This window comes from Plastoroseomonas hellenica (assembly GCF_018129085.1).
GTDB lineage: Bacteria > Pseudomonadota > Alphaproteobacteria > Acetobacterales > Acetobacteraceae > Plastoroseomonas > Plastoroseomonas hellenica.
The window spans coordinates 89,854-106,772 of record NZ_JAAGBB010000001.1 but is presented as its reverse complement, the minus strand read 5'-3'; the positions used below and the strand labels follow the sequence as shown (position 1 = coordinate 106,772).

16 protein-coding genes are annotated in these 16,919 nt (G+C 69.2%); 15 read left to right on the top strand and 1 reads right to left on the bottom strand.

What is annotated here, in order from left to right; all coding sequences use genetic code 11:
• Positions 1-117: 117 nt before the first annotated feature.
• The 15 genes from GXW71_RS00395 to GXW71_RS00325 all read left to right on the top strand — a co-directional run bounded on the left by GXW71_RS00395 (position 118) and on the right by GXW71_RS00325 (position 15,552).
• Entirely contained in the window at positions 118-879 is a 762-nt protein-coding gene (locus tag GXW71_RS00395) for an ABC transporter ATP-binding protein (protein ID WP_456315978.1), read from the top strand.
• 64 nt (positions 880-943) lie between these two features.
• A complete protein-coding gene (locus tag GXW71_RS00390) occupies positions 944-1,951 on the top strand; it encodes an ABC transporter substrate-binding protein (RefSeq protein ID WP_211850291.1) in 1,008 nt (335 codons plus the stop codon).
• Complete coding sequence (locus tag GXW71_RS34650) at positions 1,948-2,724, top strand: ABC transporter permease (RefSeq protein WP_211850290.1); 777 nt, start codon at positions 1,948-1,950, stop codon at positions 2,722-2,724. Before GXW71_RS00390 ends, GXW71_RS34650 begins: the two co-directional genes overlap by 4 nt.
• Positions 2,721-3,458, top strand: coding sequence for an ABC transporter permease (locus GXW71_RS00380; protein ID WP_211850289.1), 738 nt, complete (start codon positions 2,721-2,723; stop codon positions 3,456-3,458). Before GXW71_RS34650 ends, GXW71_RS00380 begins: the two co-directional genes overlap by 4 nt.
• 8 nt (positions 3,459-3,466) lie before the next feature.
• Positions 3,467-4,762 carry an LLM class flavin-dependent oxidoreductase gene (locus GXW71_RS00375; RefSeq protein ID WP_211850288.1) on the top strand — a complete coding sequence of 432 codons (1,296 nt, stop codon included), beginning with the start codon at positions 3,467-3,469 and terminating at the stop codon, positions 4,760-4,762.
• Positions 4,763-5,039: 277 nt separating this feature from the next.
• The gene (locus GXW71_RS00370; protein WP_211850287.1) at positions 5,040-6,056 is read left to right on the top strand and encodes a transporter substrate-binding domain-containing protein; all 1,017 of its coding nucleotides are present in this window, start codon (positions 5,040-5,042) and stop codon (positions 6,054-6,056) included.
• A 15-nt stretch (positions 6,057-6,071) separates the two neighbouring features.
• Complete coding sequence (locus GXW71_RS00365) at positions 6,072-6,737, top strand: amino acid ABC transporter permease (RefSeq protein ID WP_211850286.1); 666 nt, start codon at positions 6,072-6,074, stop codon at positions 6,735-6,737.
• A 6-nt stretch (positions 6,738-6,743) separates the two neighbouring features.
• Entirely contained in the window at positions 6,744-7,406 is a 663-nt protein-coding gene (locus GXW71_RS00360) for an amino acid ABC transporter permease (RefSeq protein ID WP_211850285.1), read from the top strand.
• On the top strand, positions 7,399-8,232 hold the full coding sequence (locus tag GXW71_RS00355) for an amino acid ABC transporter ATP-binding protein (RefSeq protein ID WP_211850284.1): 834 nt from the start codon (positions 7,399-7,401) through the stop codon (positions 8,230-8,232). Before GXW71_RS00360 ends, GXW71_RS00355 begins: the two co-directional genes overlap by 8 nt.
• On the top strand, positions 8,232-9,395 hold the full coding sequence (locus GXW71_RS00350; protein WP_211850283.1) for an NAD(P)/FAD-dependent oxidoreductase: 1,164 nt from the start codon (positions 8,232-8,234) through the stop codon (positions 9,393-9,395). Before GXW71_RS00355 ends, GXW71_RS00350 begins: the two co-directional genes overlap by 1 nt.
• Positions 9,392-10,678, top strand: coding sequence for an NAD(P)/FAD-dependent oxidoreductase (locus tag GXW71_RS00345; RefSeq protein WP_211850282.1), 1,287 nt, complete (start codon positions 9,392-9,394; stop codon positions 10,676-10,678). The genes GXW71_RS00350 and GXW71_RS00345 overlap by 4 nt, the downstream gene beginning before the upstream one ends.
• Before the next feature lie 103 nt (positions 10,679-10,781).
• Positions 10,782-11,765, top strand: a complete 984-nt coding sequence (locus tag GXW71_RS00340) for a Bug family tripartite tricarboxylate transporter substrate binding protein (protein ID WP_211850281.1) — start codon at positions 10,782-10,784, stop codon at positions 11,763-11,765.
• 20 nt (positions 11,766-11,785) lie between these two features.
• Complete coding sequence (locus GXW71_RS00335) at positions 11,786-12,796, top strand: Ldh family oxidoreductase (protein WP_211850280.1); 1,011 nt, start codon at positions 11,786-11,788, stop codon at positions 12,794-12,796.
• A gap of 3 nt (positions 12,797-12,799) precedes the next feature.
• Positions 12,800-15,118 (top strand): xanthine dehydrogenase family protein molybdopterin-binding subunit, encoded by a 2,319-nt coding sequence (locus GXW71_RS00330; RefSeq protein WP_211850279.1) that lies wholly within the window; start codon positions 12,800-12,802, stop codon positions 15,116-15,118.
• 95 nt (positions 15,119-15,213) lie between these two features.
• Positions 15,214-15,552 carry a hypothetical protein gene (locus GXW71_RS00325; protein WP_211850278.1) on the top strand — a complete coding sequence of 113 codons (339 nt, stop codon included), beginning with the start codon at positions 15,214-15,216 and terminating at the stop codon, positions 15,550-15,552.
• A 54-nt stretch (positions 15,553-15,606) separates the two neighbouring features.
• Here the strand turns inward: GXW71_RS00325 and GXW71_RS00320 are convergent, their stop codons facing one another.
• The gene (locus GXW71_RS00320; RefSeq protein WP_211850277.1) at positions 15,607-16,911 is read right to left on the bottom strand and encodes an NAD(P)/FAD-dependent oxidoreductase; all 1,305 of its coding nucleotides are present in this window, start codon (positions 16,909-16,911) and stop codon (positions 15,607-15,609) included.
• Positions 16,912-16,919: the final 8 nt, after the last annotated feature.

Here is a 16,919-nt window from a genome sequence, read left to right as displayed (position 1 = left end):
CGGTTGTGGCCTGACCATACATGAAAGGCAGCCCCGTCCTTGTCGATTGAGACCGCTAGCCGCCCGCAGCCACAGGCCGTCCTTCCAGGCACGGCTCCGCTGCTTGAGATGCGCGAGGTGTCCAAGAGCTTCGGGACCGTCCAGGCGCTGCGCGGCTTCGCGCTCTCGGTCCAAGGCGGGGAATTCGTCACCGTGGTCGGCCCCAGCGGCTGCGGCAAGAGCACGCTCTTCAACATCGTCGCCGGCCTCGACGAGCCGGATGACGGGGGCATCCTGCGTTTCAAGGATCGCGGCTGCCACGCGCGGGAGCTGCTTGGCCGGGTCTCCTTCATGCCGCAGCGCGACCTGCTGCTGCCCTGGCGCAACGTGATCGACAACGCCATCCTCGCCAATGAGATCGAAGGCGCGAGCCGGCGGGATGCCCGCGCCCGGGCGCTCGCCATGCTGCCGGAATTCGGCCTGGCCGGTTTCGAGAAGCAGTATCCGCACCAGCTCTCGGGCGGCATGCGCCAGCGCGTGGCGCTGATGCGCACCTTCCTCTTCGAGCGCGAGCTGATGCTGCTGGACGAGCCCTTCGGCGCCCTCGATGCACTGACGCGGACGATGATGCAGCGCTGGCTGCTCGATGTCTGGCAGCGCCACCGACGCACCATCCTCTTCATCACCCACGACGTGGACGAGGCGATCTTCCTCGGCGACCGCGTGCTGGTGATGACCGCCAGGCCCGGTGCCGTGAAGCTCGCGCGACAGGTCGACCTGCCGCGGCCGCGCACGCCGGACCTGGTGACCGCACCCGAATTCGTGGCGCTGAAACGCGAGATCCTGGATGCGATCGAGGAGGAGGCGATGAAGTCCTTCATCGCGAGCACCGGCGCATGAGCGCCCGGCCGCCTCGCCATGGCGACCACCCCTACCGAAGCTGATCAACCCGGAGACACCGACCATGCACAGGCGTCATCTGCTGGCGACACTCGGCACCGCCGCTGCCTTTCCCGCAATCCGCCGCGCCGGCGCGCAGACGCTGACGCGCGCCACGCTGCGCCTGAAGTGGCTGGCGCAGACCCAGTTTGCCGGCTTCTACCTGGCCCTGTCGCGCGGCTACTACCGGGAAGCCGGGATCGACCTGACGATCAATCCCGGCGGCCCGAATCTGCTGACCGAGAATCTGGTCGCCTCCGGCGCAGATACCTTCGGCCTCTCGGGCGGCACCGACAGCGTCTTCGCCGCGCGGGAGAAGAACCTGCCGATCGTCTGCGTCGGCGTCGCGCATCAGCAGACGCCTTTCGTCTTCGTCACACGCGCCAATGGGCCGATCCGGGCGCTGACCGATTTCCGCGGCAGGACCGTCACCACCTGGTTCACCGGTGCGAATTACGTGCTGCTCGGCATGCTCGCCCAGGCGGGGCTGCGGCAGGGCGACTTCACCATGCAGCCGCAACAGGTGAGCGTGACGCCCTTCGTGGACGGCCAGATCGATGTCGTCACCGCCACCCGCTACAATGAGTTCTACACGCTGATGACCCGCATGGGCCGCGAGAACCTCCGCACCTTCGTGCCGGAGGATTTCGGCGTCACCTTCCCGCGCGACACCGTCATCACCAGCGAACAGACGGCGCGCGACAAGCCGGAGCTGGTGCAGGGCTTCCTCCGCGCTTCCATGCGCGGTTGGCGCGAAGCGCTGCGCGATCCGAAGGCGGGCGTCGACGCCGTGATGGCGGTGGCGCCGACGCTGAACCGCCCGCATCAGGAATTCATGCTGGAGGAAGCCGGGAAGTTGATGGTCGCCGGGCAGGCCGCGCAACAGGGCCTGTTCTGGATCGACCGCGACGCCGTGAAGTCCGCGCATGATTTCCTTCTGCGCTACGAGGTCATCAAGCAGCCGGTCGACCTCGCCGCCGCCTATGATCGCCGCTTCCTGGATGCCATCCCGGTCGCGGACCGCGTGGCGTGACGGCGGCGCGCGCCCGCTTCACCGCACCGATCCGGGCCGGCTCGCGCTTTCTCCTCGGCCTGCTGCTCGCGGCCGCAGTGTGGGAGGGTGCAGTCATCCTCCTCGGCATCCGCCCGCATATCCTGCCGCGGCTGAGCGAGGTGCTTTCCGCCATCGCGCTGACGCCCGGCGCCTATCGCGACGGCTTCCTGCGCACCCTGGCGGAGACGCTGATCGGCTTCGTGGCGGGGGCCGGCATCGGCGTGCTGAACGGCGTCGCCTTCTTTCGCGCGCCGGTGCTGCGCGACATGCTGTTCCCGATCTTCGTCGTCTCCCAGACCATCCCGGTCATCGCCTTCGGCGCGCTGGTCGTGCTGTGGTTCGGCAATACCCTGATGGCAAAGGCGGTCATCGCCTTCTATCTCACCTTTTTCCCGGTCACGGTGAACACGCTGCTCGGGCTGAATGCCGTCGATCCACGGCAAGTGGCGCTGCTGCGCAGCTTTGGCGCCTCCGGCCGCCAGGTCCTGCTGCGCCTGCAACTGCCGATGGCGTTGCCGCAGATCTTCGTGGCGCTCCGCCTGGCGGCCTCTCTCAGCCTGGTCGGCGCCATCGTCGGCGAATGGTTCGGCGATACCACCGGCATCGGCGTGCTGCTGCTGCAGGCGATGTACAACGAGAATGTCGTGGCGCTCTGGGCCGCCATCCTCTGCTCGGCGCTGCTCGGCACCGGCTTCTATGCGCTGGTTGCCCTCGCCGAGCGCCGCATCGTGTTCTGGGGGGCGGAGCAATGAGCCGCAGCGCGGCCCGCGGCATTGCCGGCGGCGTGCTGCTGCTCCTGATCTGGGAAGTGCTGGCGCGCGGCCTCTCGCTCCCCGCCTATACGCTGCCGGCGGTGAGCGACATCCTCGGCGCGGTCTGGACCCATCGGGTGCCGCTGTTCTCCGCTGGCTGGCTGACAGCGGCGGAGGCGCTCGCCGGCTACGCGATCGGCTGCGTCGCTGGCATCGGCATCGCGGTGCTGCTGGTGCTGCTGCCACCGCTGCGCGGGGGGCTGCTGCCGGTGATGATGGCCATCAATTCGGTGCCGGTCGCCGCTTACTCGCCCCTGGTGCTACTCTGGTTCGGAATCGGCGTCGCGTCGAAAGTGGTGATGGTCGCCCTCGCGGTCGGCTTCACCATCTTCTTGAGCGCGCTCGCCGGCTTCGACCGGGTCGACCGGCGCTCCGCCGACCTGATGCGGAGTTTTGGGGCCGGGCATCTCGCCATCCTCTGGCGCCTGCGCCTGCCGGCGGCGATGCCGCTGATCGCGGCGGGGATGCGCGTCTCCACGGTGCGCAGCCTGATCGTCGCCATCGTGACCGAGATGCTCGGCGCCTATGGCGGGCTCGGCTGGATCATCTACCAGGCGGTGGTGCAGATCGACTTCGTGCAGGTCTGGTCGGCGATCGTCGTGGCCTCCGCGCTCAGCCTCTCCTTCTTCGGGTTGGTCGGCGCGGTCGAACGCCGGGTGATCTTCTGGAAGTGAATAGTCCCATGCCCCGTCATATGCGTCTCGGGCTCTTCCTGCTCGGCACCGGCAGCCATGTCGCGGGCTGGCGGTATCCCGGCGCCTTCGACAGTTTCCAGGATATCGACGCGGTGCGCGAGATCGCCCGGGTCGCGGAGCGCGGCTGCTTCGACCTGATCTTCATGGGCGACAACCTCTATGCCGACCCGGCCGCCCACCCCTCCTACACGCTGCGGCTGGAGCCGCTGACCATGCTGGCGGCGCTGGCCTCCAGCACCACCCATATCGGGCTCGGCGCCACGGTCGCGACGACCTACAGCGATCCCTTCACCACGGCGCGTGCCTTCGCCTCCCTCGATCACATCAGCAAGGGGCGCGCGGCCTGGAACGCGGTGACCGGCGCCAGCCCGCAGGCGGCGCCGAATTTCGGCCGGCTGCACCCCAACCATGCCGAACGCTACGCCATCGCCGGCGAATATGTGGATGTGGTGAAGGGCCTCTGGGATTGCTGGGCGGCGGACGCGCTGGTCGCCGACCGCGTCACCGGCCGCTATCTCGATCCCGCGAAGATCCGCGCCCTGGATCACGTGGGGCCACATTTCAGCGTCAAAGGCCCGCTCAACATCGGCCGCGCACCGCAGGGCCATCCCATCGTGCTGCAGGCCGGCGGCTCCGGCCCCGGTCAGGTGCTGGCCGCGCGCACCGCGGATGTCGTCTTCTCCGTTGTGCAGGATTTCTCCGAAGCCCAGGCGCAATACGCCGCGCTGAAGGCGCTACTGCCGAAGTTCGGCCGCGCCGCCGGCGCGGTCACGGTATTGCCCGGCGTCATGCCTGTCGTCGGCCGCACCGATCGTGAGGCCTTCGAGAAACTGGCGCTGCTGCAGGGCTACATCGATGGCTCGAATGCACTCCAACTGCTGTCGGACCGGTTCGGAACGGATATGAGTCCCTACGATCTCGACGGCCCCATCCCGGATCTGCCGCTGCCCGACACCTATCACAGCTTCTCCCGTGCCATGCTGAGCAAGGCGCGGCGGGAGGCCATGTCGCTCCGCGACGTCTACAACCTGATCGCCGCCGCACGCGGGCATTGGGTGCTGTGCGGCTCGGCGGAGAGCGTCGCCGATACGCTGGAAGCCTGGTTCACCGGCATGGCCGCGGACGGCTTCAACATCATGCCCTCGCATTTTCCGGGTGGGCTCGTGGATTTCGTCGGCCTGGTGGTGCCAATCCTGCAGGAACGCGGGCTGTTCCGGAGCGGCTATGCCGGGCGCACGCTCCGCGAGCATCTCGGCCTGCCGGTGCCCGACCGGCGGGAATAGAGCACCCGACGCGGCTTCGGCGCCGGTATGAGGCCCGATCATATCATCGCGTCCGGAATCACCGCTTCCCTCGCGGCGCTCCGACCCGGAACCTGACCACAGGACGCAACCTGCTCGCGCTGAACTGCGAGAGCAGATCAGCCTGCCGGTTGCGATCCAGGGAACGCCGTCTACGCCAGGATCGGGTCGAACGAGCCTGCTCCGGATGTCCGTTGTGCCGCGTGCCGTCGTTGCCGCGCCCCATGGGCATGCCACCAGGGTCAGACAGCGAGGTTCCATGACGCAGGCAGGTTTGGGTGTGGTGGCGTTGAAGGTCTTCCGGGAGCCGAACGCTGTCGCCCGCCCCGGCGACCCTGCCGCGCTGCCCCAGGCTCTCACCGATCCGCATCCCGTGCAGGAGCCGACCGCCATGAACCCCGTCATTTCCCGCCGCCTGCTTCCAGGGCTCGCCGCCGGCCTGGCGACGCTCGGCACGCTGGCCGCCCCGCGCCTGGTGCGCGCCCAGGCCGCGGCCTCGACCTGGGACACCATTATGCAGGGCCGCAAGCTGCGCGTCGGCGCGGCGTTGTCGGAGCCCTGGTACTACAAGGACACCGCCAACAGCGACGCCCCCGGCGCCGTGCGGGTCGGCGACGTCACCTGGCGCGGCATCGGCCCGCGCATCGGGGAACTGATCGCGCGCGCGATGAACGTGCAGCTCGAGATGGTGGAGGTGACCTGGGGCACCGCGGTCGCGGCGCTTCAGGCCGGCCAGATCGACACCATGTTCATCCTGGACCCGACGCCGGAACGGGCGCTGGCGGTTGACTTCGTACCCTCCCCCATCCTCTGGTACCCGATCGCCGGCCTGGCGCGGGAGAGCGTGACGGCCACCACCTGGACCGACCTCAACAATCCTTCGGCGCGGGTCGGCGTCGCGCTCGGCAGCTCGACCGACCAGACCCTGACCCGGCTCGCGCCACGCGCCGCCATCCAGCGCTACCCGACCACCGGCGAGCTGATGGCGTCCTGGCAGTCGAACCGCATCGACATCGCCGTCACCACCGGCCCGACCGTCGACCTCACCATCGCGCGCATGCGCCGCGGCAAGAGCCTGGTGCCCCGCCCGATCGTCGCCGTCCCCGCCGGCGCCGGGGTACGCAAGGAGACGGACACGCGCTGGGCCAACTACCTGAACACCTGCGTCGGCTATTTCTACAATGGCGGCATTACCCAGCAGATCTATGACGAGTTCATGGTCTTCCGCGGCCTGGAAGCCGGGAAGGCAACGCCGATCCAGCGGGAGCTCTGGTAGGCGGGGATCGGGCGGATGGCCTATGAATGGGATTTCGCCGCGGTCTTCCGCCATTCCGACCTGTTGCTGGAAGGCGCCGCCAACACCTTTCGGCTGGCTGGCTCGGCATTGCTGATCGCGCTGCCGCTCGGCCTCGCGGTCGCGATGCTGCGGCTGGCGCGGATTCCGGTGCTGTCCTGGCTGCTGGCGATCACCACCGACATCTTCCGCACGGCACCGTCGATCGTGCTGATCTACTGGTTCTTCTTCGCCTTCCCGATCCTGGCTGGCGTCGACTTCGCCGGTCACACGGCAGTCACGCTGGCGCTCGGGCTGCAAACCGGCGCCTATATGGCGGAGGTGTTCCGCGGTGGCATTATCTCGGTCGATCGCGGGCAGTGGCAGGCGGCGACCGCACTCGGCATGGGAAGCGCCACGCGCATGCGCACCATCATCTTGCCGCAGGCGGTGCGGCGAATGATCCCGATCTTCTTCACCCGTATCACGGAACTCTACAAGGCGACCTCGCTCGCCGCAGCGATTTCCTATGCCGAGATCGTGCAGATGGCGAACCGCGCCGCCTCCGAGACCTTTCGCCCGATGGAGACCTTCACCATCGTGGCGCTGTTCTTCTTCACCACCATCTTCTGCGTGAGCCGGCTCGTGCGCGCCATTGAGCGGCGCGTCGCGGTGCCGGAGTGACCGCCGATGCATGAGTGGGATTTCGCCTTCCTGATCGACCAGCGCCACTTCATCCTGCAGGGCCTGCTCGGCACCTTGCGGCTTGCGGTGGTGAGCCTGGTTGCCGGCACGGTGATCGGCCTCGTCGGCGCCACGGCGCGGCTGTCCGGCAGCGCGATCCTGCGCGCCGTCGGCACCGGGTATGTCGAGTTCTTCCGCAACATCCCGGTGCTGGTGCAGATCTTCTGGCTCTATTTCTCGATCCCCATCCTGACCGGTGTGCAACCGAACGCCTATGCCGCGGCCGCCATCGCGACCTCTCTCTATGCCGGCGCCTATCTGACGGAGGTGTTTCGCAGCGGCATTGCCTCGATCGAGAAGGGGCAATGGGATGGCGCGCGCGCGGTCGGCTTCGGCCATGGCATGACGATGCGCTATGTGGTGCTGCCGCAGGCCTTCCGACGGGTGCTGCCGGCCTTCACCAACCAGGTGCTGGAGATCGTGAAGACCACCTCGGTCGCCTCCACCATCGCCTATGCCGAATTGCTCTACTCGGCCAAGCTGCTCAGCGAACAGGAATTCCGCCCGATCGAGGCCTATACCGCAGTCGGCGCCGCCTTCATCCTGGTGCTGCTGCCCACCAGCGCGATCGCGGGCATGATGGAGCGGAGGCTCGCGCGCCATGGCTGATGAGGTCCTGCGCGTCGAAGGCCTGCACAAGCATTACGGTCCGCTGCACGTCCTGCGCGGCATCGACCTGACGGTGCGGCGCGGTGAAGCTGTCGTGATCCTGGGCGCCAGCGGCTCCGGCAAGAGCACGCTGCTGCGCTGCCTCAACTTCCTGGAGATGCCGGGTGCAGGGCGTATCCACCTGGAAGGCCGCCTGGTTGGGCGGGAAGCCCGAGACGGCCGCATCCGCTACCCCAACCGGGAACTCTCGGCGCTCCGGATGCGCGTTGGCATGGTCTTCCAGCAGTTCAACCTGTTTCCGCACATGACCGCCGAGCGCAACGTCATGATCGGGCCGATGAAGCTGCGCGGCCTGTCGGAGGCCGAGGCGCGCCGCGTCGCCGCGGCCAATCTCGAGAAGGTCGGCATCCTCGAGAAGGCGCGGAGCTATCCCGCGCAGCTCTCCGGTGGACAGCAGCAGCGCGTCGCGATCGCGCGCGCGCTCGCCATGGAGCCTTCCATGATGCTGTTCGACGAGGTGACCTCCGCCCTCGATCCGGAACTCGTGGGCGAGGTGCTGCTGGCCATGCGGCAGCTCCGGGAGGATGGCATGACGATGCTGATCGTCACCCATGAGCTCGGCTTCGCCTACAATGTGGCCGACCGCGTGGTGTTCATGGAGCACGGCGTCATCCATGAGGAAGGCACCCCGCAGCAGGTGCTGCTGAACCCGCAGCGCCCGCGCACCCGCGACTTCCTGCGCAGCCATACCCTGTTTCGCCTGCCGGAGCAGATGCACGACGATCCACCAGGGCCATTCGCCCTCACCACCAGGGAGCAAGGCTGATGCAGCGGATCGTCATCGTCGGCGGTGGCATCATGGGGTCGAGCATCGCCTATCACCTGGCGGTGGCCGGCGCCGCGGCGGATGTCGTGGTGGTGGAGCCCGACCCGACCTACGAGTTCGCGGCGACGCCGCGCGCCGTCGGCGGCGTTCGGCTGCAGCACGCACTGCCTGAGAATGTCGCGATGTCGCTCTACGGCGATACTGTCTATTCGGATTTCGCGACCCATGTGAACGGGGGCACGGTGGAATTCGATCCGCAGTTCCGCCGCATTGGCTATCTCTATCAGGTCCGCGGCGCCGCCGACGTCGCGGCGCTGGAAGCGAATGCGGCGATGCAGCGACGGCTCGGCGTCGAGGTCCATCTGCTCGACCGGGAGGCACTGCGCCGGCGCTACCCGTCCTTCAATTTCAACGATGTCGATGCCGCTGCGCTGTCGCCGGCCGATGGTCAGATCGACCCCTATGGCGCGCTGATGGGCTTCCGCAGGGCTGCCGAGGGGCGCGGCATCACCTATCTGCAGGACCGTGTCGTCGGGCTCGACGTCGCGGACGGCAAAGTCACGGCGGCGCGGCTTGAAAGCGGCAGCTCGCTCGCCGTGGATACCCTGGTCAATGTGGCGAATTGCTGGGCCGCCGGGATCTGCGCCATGGTCGGCATGCAGGTGCCGATCGCGCCGATGCGCCGGCAGCAATTCTTCTTCGACACCCGCGACCCGATCGAGACCATTCCGGCGATGCGCCATGCCTCCGGCCTCGCGATCCGGCCGCACCAGAAGGGCTACCTCACCGGCTATACCCGCTTCGATGAGCCGCGCGGCTTTAACTGGACGCTGGACCCCGATCTCTTCAACGACTTCCTCTGGCCGCAGATCGCGGAGAAGAGCGCGGCCTTCGAAGCGGTGAAGGAGAAGGGCGGCTGGGTCGGGCACTACGACATGAACAGCCTGGACGGCAATGCGGTGATCGACCGCTTCCCGGCGGTGCCGAACTTCATTGTGGCCGCCGGCTTCTCCGGCCATGGCCTGCAGCATGGGCCGGCGGTGGGACGGGCGGTGAAGGAGATGATCCTCGAAGGCGGCTCCCGGTCCATCGACCTGTCGCGCCTCTCCTATCGCCGCATCGTCGAGAATACACCGCTGCCGGATGACGGCCCCAAGGCATGATGGCCTCCTCGGCGCCGGTCGTCGTCATCGGCAGCGGCTTCGTCGGATTGGGTAGCGCGCTGCATCTGCAGCGCGATGGGCATGATGTGGTGCTGCTCGATCCCGGCGACCCCACGCGCGCGGCGTCCTATGGCAATGCCGGCCATCTTGCGGTGGGCGAGGTCGTGCCACTCTCCGGCCCGCATGTGCTCCGCGCGCTCCCGCGCTGGCTGGCCGATCCACTCGGCCCGCTCGCGCTGCGGCTGCGCTACCTGCCGCGCCTGACACCTTGGCTGCTGCGCTTCCTGCGTGCCGGCCGCATGTCGGAGGTCGAGCGCATCTCCGCGGCCATGGCGGCGCTCTGCGACCGGATCGCGCTCGACTATCAGCCGCTGATCGAGGAGGCCGGCATACAGGACGTGCTGCGACCTGGCCCGCATCTGCGCCTCTACGCCTCCCGCGCCGCCTGGGAAGCCGAAGGCTGGCGCTGGTCGCTGCGGGTCAAGTCGGGCTTCCGCCACGAATTGCTGGAGGGGGAAGCGCTCCGGGCCAAGGAACCGGCGCTGGCGTCCTCGATCGGCTTCGCCGTCGCCTCCCTCGACCGGCTGACCGTGGGCGACCCGCTGCGGCTGCTGACCGCCTTTCGCACCCTGTTCCGTGCCCGCGGCGGCCGGGAAGTGACCGGCACCGCCACTGGCTTCACCCACCATGGCGCGCTGGTGAGTGGCGTCGCCTGCGCCGACGGCCATGTCGAGCCCGCATCCGCGGTGGTGGTGGCGGCCGGCGCCTGGTCGCATCGGCTGGCACGCGCCCTCGGCGACCGGGTGCCGCTGGAGACCGAGCGCGGCTACCACGTCATGCTGCCCGATCCGGGCATCATGCCGCGCCACAGCATGTCGCATGTGGAGCGCGGCTTCGCGCTCTCGCCCATGGAGCAGGGGCTGCGGCTCGCGGGGACCGTGGAGTTCGCGGGGCTGACGGCGCCGCCGAACTGGGACCGGGCGCGCAATCTGATGACCATCGCGCAATCGCTGATCCCTGGGCTGAAGACCGAAGGCCATCGCTTCTGGATGGGTCATCGGCCAAGCCTGCCTGACAGCCTGCCGGTGATCGACCGCGCCTCCTCGGCCCGCAACGTCATCTATGCCTTCGGTCACGGCCATATGGGATTGAGCTGGGGTGCCACGACCGGGCGGCTGGCCGCTGGGCTGGTGAGCGGGCGGCCCACCAATCTCGACCTGTCGCCATTCCGCCTGTCGCGCTTCAGCGGCGGCCGATCAGAGACGGCCAGCGCCTCACCATGAAACGGCGTCCGTGATGGCACGAGCTGTGCTTGCTCCAGGCCGCCGCGGCTCCACGTCGCGGCCACCGACTGTGACATCCACGCCCCGCGACGGAATTCCCGACATGCCCTCCCCTATCCGACGCCGGCTGCTCACCGCGCTTCTTGCGGCGCCGTCGCTCTCTCGCGCGCGCCTTGCCAGCGCGCAGGACGCCTGGCCGCAGCGGCCAGTAACCATCGTGCTGCCGCTGGCGCCGGGCGGTTCCACCGACACTCTAATGCGTCCTTTGGCACAGCATCTGACCGGCGTCTTCGGGCAGTCCTTCGTGATCGACAACCGCCCCGGCGCCGGCGGCAGCATCGGCCACGGCCAGGTCGCGCGGGCACGGCCGGATGGCTATACGTTGCTGGCCTCCACCAACAGCAGCTACGCGATCGCGCCGCATCTCTACCCACTCACCTATGATCCGGAGGCCGCCTTCGCGCCGATCACACTGATCGCCAGCTCGCCGCAGGTGCTCTGCGTGCATCGCAGCGTGCCGGTGACCGATCTCGCCGGCTTCATGGATCACGTGCGGCGCAATCCGGAGCGGCTTTCCTTCAGCTCCGCCGGCATCGGCTTCACCAGTCATCTGGCGGCGGAGTTGTTCATGTCGATGACCGGATTGTCGATGCTGCATGTCCCTTATCGCGGCGGTGGACCCGCCGCGCAGGCGCTGATGAGCGGGGAGGTGCAGGTCAATTTCGCGGACACGACGACCGCACTCACGCTTGTGCAGTCGGGCAATGTGCGCGCGATCGCGGTGACCTCGAAGCAGCCCTCGCCGCAATTCCCCGGCCTGCCGACCCTCGATGGCGCCGGGCTGCCCGGCTTCCAGTCGAGCACCGCCTATGGGCTGCTGGCACCGGCTGGGACGCCGCGGCCGATCCTGGACCGCATGCAGGCCGCCGTCGTCACCTGGCTGCGGGCGCCGGAGCGGCGTGGTTGGCTGGACAGCTCCGGCTTCATCCCGATCGGATCGACCGCAGAGGAGTTCCAGCGGCTGCGCACCGAGGAATCGGCCATGTGGGGCGAGATCATCCGCGCCCGCGGCATCCGCATGCCATGATATGACGAAGGGGACTGGCCATGATCCTGACCGAAGCGGCACTGGCTGGCCTCATCGCGGAGGCGCTGGCCCGCCACGGCATGAGTGCCCGGAACGCTGTCCTGGTTGCCGCCGTGGTCGCCGCCGCCGAGCGTGACGGCGCGGCGAGCCACGGGTTGCTGCGCATGCCCGGCTATATCGCGACCTTGAAGAGCGGCTGGGTCGATGGCACCGCGGAGCCCGTGGTGGAGCGGCCCGCCCCGGCCATCGTGATGGTGGATGCGCGGAACGGCTTCGCGCAGGTGGCGCATGCGGCGGCGCGGGAGGCTGGCCTGGCCGCGGTGCGCGAAGCCGGGATGGCGGCGATCTGCATCCGCGATTCGCATCACTTCGCCGCCCTCTGGCCGGACGTGGAGCCCTTCGCAGAACAGGGGCTGGTCGCGCTGACCGTGGTGAACACGCGCAGCCGGATCGTGGTCTGGGGTGGCAAGCGCAAGGTGCTCGGCACCAATCCCATGGCCTTCGCCTGCCCCCGCGCCGATGCTCCGCCCTTCGTCTGGGACCAAGCCTCCAGCCTGCGCGCTCAGGGCGAGGTGCTGCTGGCCAGGACCGAGGGGCACAGGGTCCCCGAAGGCGTCGGCCTTGATGCCGCGGGCAAGCCGACGACCGATCCGGCGGCGATCCTGGATGGTGGTGCGCTGCTGCCCTTCGGTGGGCACAAGGGCGCCGGCATCGCCTTCATGATCGAAGTGCTGGCCGCCGCCCTCACTGGCGGGCGCTTCGGCTTCCAGGATGAATCGGCTAAGTTCCCCGGCGCACAGACGAGCAATGCCGGGCAGTTCCTGTTGCTGATCGATCCGGCCCGCAGCGCCGGGGATGCATTTGCCGGCCGTGTTTCGGCCCTGGTCGCGGCGCTCCGCGAGGCTGGGTCGGAGCGGTTGCCGGGCGAGGCGCGCCAGCGGCGCCGGGAACAGGCGCTCCGGGATGGCATCGTGGTGCCGGACGCTGCCTATCAGCGTCTGCTCGCGATGACGCAGGAGGCGACCGGCTAACCCATGCAGAAATCCCTGGAGCAAGGCCAGTCCCGCCGACGGGTGGAGGATGGGCGCTTCCTGAACGGCGCCGGCCGCTACGTCGACGACATGCAAGCCGATGGCGCATTGCATGGCGTGGTGCTGCGGTCCCCGCACGCGCATGCGCGCATCATCGGCTTCGACCTGTCGGAGGCCGCGGCGATGCCGGGCGTGCGGCTGGTGCTGAGCGCCGCCGACCTGCGCGCCGAAGGCATCGGCGATCTGCCCTGCGTGGCGGCGGTCGCGACTGTGGCGCCGATCATCATCCCGTCGCGCCCCGCGCTGGCCGACGGCATCGTGCGCCATGTCGGCGACCCCGTCGCCTTCGTCGTCGCGGACACCGCGGCGCAGGCGCGCGACGCCGCCGAAGCCATCGCAGTCGACTACGAGGCGCTGCCGGCAGTCGCCGATGCCGCGGCCGCGCTGGCGCCAGATGCGCCGCAGCTCTGGCCCGAGGCGCCGGGCAATCTCTCCTACCTCTTCCGCAAGGGCGACCGGGCCGCGGTAGAGGCTGGCTTCGCGGCGGCGCACGCCACCGTCTCCCTCGCGCTGGTAAACAACCGCGTCGCCGCCGCACCGATCGAAGCACGCGCCGCCATCGCCTACCATGATGCGGCCAGCGGCGATTTCCTGCTGGAGCTGACCGGCCAGGGCGTCCATGGCATCCGCGACCAGCTCGCGCAGCACATCCTGCGCATCCCGCCGCAGCGCCTCACCGTCATGGCCCCCGATGTCGGTGGCGGCTTCGGCGCCAAGAACTTCGTCTATCCCGAATATGTCCTGCTCCTGGTCGCGGCGCGGCGGCTGGCGCGCCCGGTGCGCTGGAGCTCGAGCCGGACGGAGGATTTCCTCTCCTCCGCCCATGGCCGCGACAACCGCACCGAGGCTCGGATGGCGCTGGACGCCGAAGGGCGCATCCTGGCGCTCGACGTCCGCACCATCGCCAATCTCGGCGCCTACCTCTCGCCGAGCGGGCCCGGCAGCTCGACCAATGCGCCCGGCACCGCGATGGGCGGCTTCTATGCGATCCCGGCGGTGTGCATGGAAGTGCGCGGCGTCTTCACCAACACCGTGCCGATCGATGCCTATCGCGGCGCCGGCAAGCCGGAGGCGAATTACGTCACCGAACGGCTGATCGACCTCGCCGCGCGGCAGACGAGGCGCGATCCGGCGGCGCTGCGGCGGCTGAACCTGATCGCGGATTTCCCCTATCGCAGCGCGATGGGCATGGCGATCGACTGCGGCAACGCGAAGGGCAATCTCGCCGCGGTGCTGGACGCCGCCGATCAGGCCGGCTTCGCCGCCAGGCGCGCGGCGGCGGAGGCGCAGGGCAAGCTGCGCGGCTTCGGCCTCGCCTGCTTCCTGGAGACGGCGCGCGGCGCGCCCGGCGAATGGGCCGCGGTGCGCTTCGAGGCGGATGGGCAGGTGGCACTCGCGACCGGGACGCAATCGAACGGCCAGGGGCACGAGACGAGCTTCCCGCAGATCGCGGCCGACTACCTCGGCCTGCCGCACGCGGCGTTCCGGCTGGTGCAGGCCGACACGCGCTCCGTGGCGCGCGGCAAGGGCCATGGTGGCGCGCGGTCGCTGCACATGGCCGGCGCGGCGCTGGTCCAGGCGATGGATGCCGCGATCGCCAAGGCGAAGCGCCTCGCCGCGCAGCTCCTGCAGACCGAGGAAGCGTCACTCGAATTCCGTGACGGGCGTTTCGGTGTGCCGGGGGAGACGCGCGACATCGGGCTGCTCGACGTCGCGCGCGCCGCGGCGGAAGCGGGCGAGAGCATCGATGCCGAAATCGACAGCCCGCTCGACCTCATCACCTTCCCGAATGGCTGCCATGTGGCGGAGGTGGAGATCGATCCGGAAACCGGCCTGGTGCGGCTGCTGCGCTACACTGCCGTCGATGACTACGGCACACTCGTGAATCCGATGCTGACCCGCGGCCAGGTCCAGGGCGGGCTCGCGCAGGGGATCGGCCAGGCGCTGCTGGAGGAAGTCACCTATGACGCGGACAGCGCGCAGCCCCTGGCCGCGTCCTTCCAGGATTATTGCCTGCCGCGCGCGGAGGATCTGCCGGACCTCGCGGTCACCTTCGCCGGCGTGCCGACCGCGTCGAACCCGCTCGGGGTGAAGGGTTCCGGGCAGGCCGGCTGCATCGGCGCACCACAGACGGTAATGCATGCGGTGCTGGACGCGCTGGCGCCGCTCGGCGTGCGGACCCTCGACATGCCGGCGACGCCAGCCAAGGTTTGGGCGGCGATCCAGGCGGCACGGGCGGGCGAGCACCGATCATCGCGGTGAACGTCGCGATCCGCGGACGCTTAACCATTCCGGCATGAACTCCGCCTAGGGTCCGTCGCCCGCACGGTGTCGCGCGGTCCACCATGGAGAATTCGATGTTTCGTCGTGCAGTGCTCTCGGCCGCCATTCTGTGCGGCGTCGCCTCCGCTCCGGCATTCGCGCAATGCGACACCAGCTTCACTATCGCGAACCGTTCGAACGCGGTGGTGAACGAGCTTTATTTCAACCCGACGCGCCTGACGAACTGGGGCCCCGACCGTCTCGGCCAGAACGTCCTGGCGCCGGGCAACTCGGTCGACTTCCGCCCGAGCCCGGGCGGCAACTATGACTTCAAGGTGGTCTTTGCCAATGGCCGTGAACTCGAGCGCCGTGGCGTCGATCTCTGCGCTGTCAGCACGGTGACTGTCAGCGGCAACGGCATCGCGGTGCAGTAACGCCCGCAACGTCGGCGGAGGCGCGTCCTCCGCCGACGCCATTTCCAAAGGTCTCTAAGCCTTGCCGCCAAGCTCGGCGCGGTCACGTAGCCGGTACCAGGCCATCAAAGCGGCAACCAGCGGCTCGGCAACCGGGCGCAAGGCCATGGGCTTCAGCGGTGTCACCGGCATGAACAGCGCCGGGTGCTCCGGCTGCGCGATGCGGCGCGCGATCTCCCGTCCCAGCAGCGTGCCGAAGGCAATGCCGCGCCCCGAGAGCCCGATCGCCGCCCAGGCGGTGTCATACAGGCGGTGCAGATGCGGGTATTGATCGGCGGACATGTCCACCCAGCCGGTCCAGCTTTCTTCCCACACAGGGTCGCCGATCTCAGGGAAGAGGGCGCGCAAGCGTTCGGCGGCCTTCTCGCGATAGGTCACCGAGGGTCCGAAGCCGGAACCATCCACGCTCAGATGCATCCGGCCGCCCGGCAGCATCCGGAGGCCGGAATAGAGCCGCCGCGTGTCGGTAACAGATTGGCCCTGCGGCAGGATGCCGGCGCGGAGATTGTCCGATAGCGGCGCGGTGACGAGCTGATGCGCGCGGATCGGCAGGATACTGCGGCGGAGCCCCGGCCAGAGATCGTCCGAATACGCCCCGCCGCAGATCACCAGGTGCCGCGTGCGAAGTGACCCGCGTGCCGTTTGCAGCCGCCAGCCCTCGCCTTCCCGCACCAGCGACGTGGCGAGGCTGTCGCCATGCAGACGGGCGCCAGCCTTCGCCGCGGCCTGCGCGAGACCGATCGCATAGGCCAGCGGGTTGATGTGCCCACCGCGCCGGTCGAGCAGCGCCCGGCTGTAGCGCAGGCTGCCGATGTGTTCGGCGGTGCGTGCGGCGTCCAGCATCTCCACCGGCGCGCCGCGCGCCTGCCAGAAGGCGGCGCGGGCTTCGAGGCCGGCCTCGGCGGCGGGCACATGCGCGGCAAACAGCAGGCCGTTGCGCACCGCGTCGCAGGCGATGCCGTGGCGATCGATCAGATCCCAGACCAGGTCCGGACCCTGGGCGAGTGCCACGATCAGGCGCAGTCCCGCCGCTTCCCCGAAATGCGCGAGGAGATGCGGCTCGCCATGCTTGGCGTAGGGCACGACCTGGCCGAAGGCGCGGCCGCTGCCGCCGGAGGCTATGCCGCGTGCTTCCAGCAGCGCCACGGCAAGCCCGGCTTCCGCGAGGTGCAGCGCGGCGCTCAGGCCACAGAAGCCACCGCCGATGATCGCGACATCCGCCGTGGCGTCGCCTTCGAGCGGCGGTGCCGGCGGCTCCGCGGGCGAGCGGCTGCGATAGACGGCGGGCAGCGGCGCCGGATCATCGAGCGGCCCGGCCATGGCGGCGC

Bases quoted from the DNA above. Each gene is read 5' to 3' on its own strand.
- GXW71_RS00380 (WP_211850289.1), top strand. From the start codon at position 2,721: ATGAGCCGCAGCGCGGCCCGCGGCATTGCCGGCGGCGTGCTGCTGCTC.
- GXW71_RS00345 (WP_211850282.1), top strand. From the start codon at position 9,392: ATGATGGCCTCCTCGGCGCCGGTCGTCGTCATCGGCAGCGGCTTCGTC.
- GXW71_RS00375 (WP_211850288.1), top strand. From the start codon at position 3,467: ATGCCCCGTCATATGCGTCTCGGGCTCTTCCTGCTCGGCACCGGCAGC.
- GXW71_RS00350 (WP_211850283.1), top strand. From the start codon at position 8,232: ATGCAGCGGATCGTCATCGTCGGCGGTGGCATCATGGGGTCGAGCATC.
- GXW71_RS00365 (WP_211850286.1), top strand. From the start codon at position 6,072: ATGGCCTATGAATGGGATTTCGCCGCGGTCTTCCGCCATTCCGACCTG.
- GXW71_RS00340 (WP_211850281.1), top strand. From the start codon at position 10,782: ATGCCCTCCCCTATCCGACGCCGGCTGCTCACCGCGCTTCTTGCGGCG.
- GXW71_RS00360 (WP_211850285.1), top strand. From the start codon at position 6,744: ATGCATGAGTGGGATTTCGCCTTCCTGATCGACCAGCGCCACTTCATC.
- GXW71_RS00355 (WP_211850284.1), top strand. From the start codon at position 7,399: ATGGCTGATGAGGTCCTGCGCGTCGAAGGCCTGCACAAGCATTACGGT.
- GXW71_RS00390 (WP_211850291.1), top strand. From the start codon at position 944: ATGCACAGGCGTCATCTGCTGGCGACACTCGGCACCGCCGCTGCCTTT.
- GXW71_RS00370 (WP_211850287.1), top strand. From the start codon at position 5,040: ATGACGCAGGCAGGTTTGGGTGTGGTGGCGTTGAAGGTCTTCCGGGAG.
- GXW71_RS00330 (WP_211850279.1), top strand. From the start codon at position 12,800: ATGCAGAAATCCCTGGAGCAAGGCCAGTCCCGCCGACGGGTGGAGGAT.
- GXW71_RS00325 (WP_211850278.1), top strand. From the start codon at position 15,214: ATGTTTCGTCGTGCAGTGCTCTCGGCCGCCATTCTGTGCGGCGTCGCC.
- GXW71_RS00320 (WP_211850277.1), bottom strand. From the start codon at position 16,911: ATGGCCGGGCCGCTCGATGATCCGGCGCCGCTGCCCGCCGTCTATCGC.
- GXW71_RS00335 (WP_211850280.1), top strand. From the start codon at position 11,786: ATGATCCTGACCGAAGCGGCACTGGCTGGCCTCATCGCGGAGGCGCTG.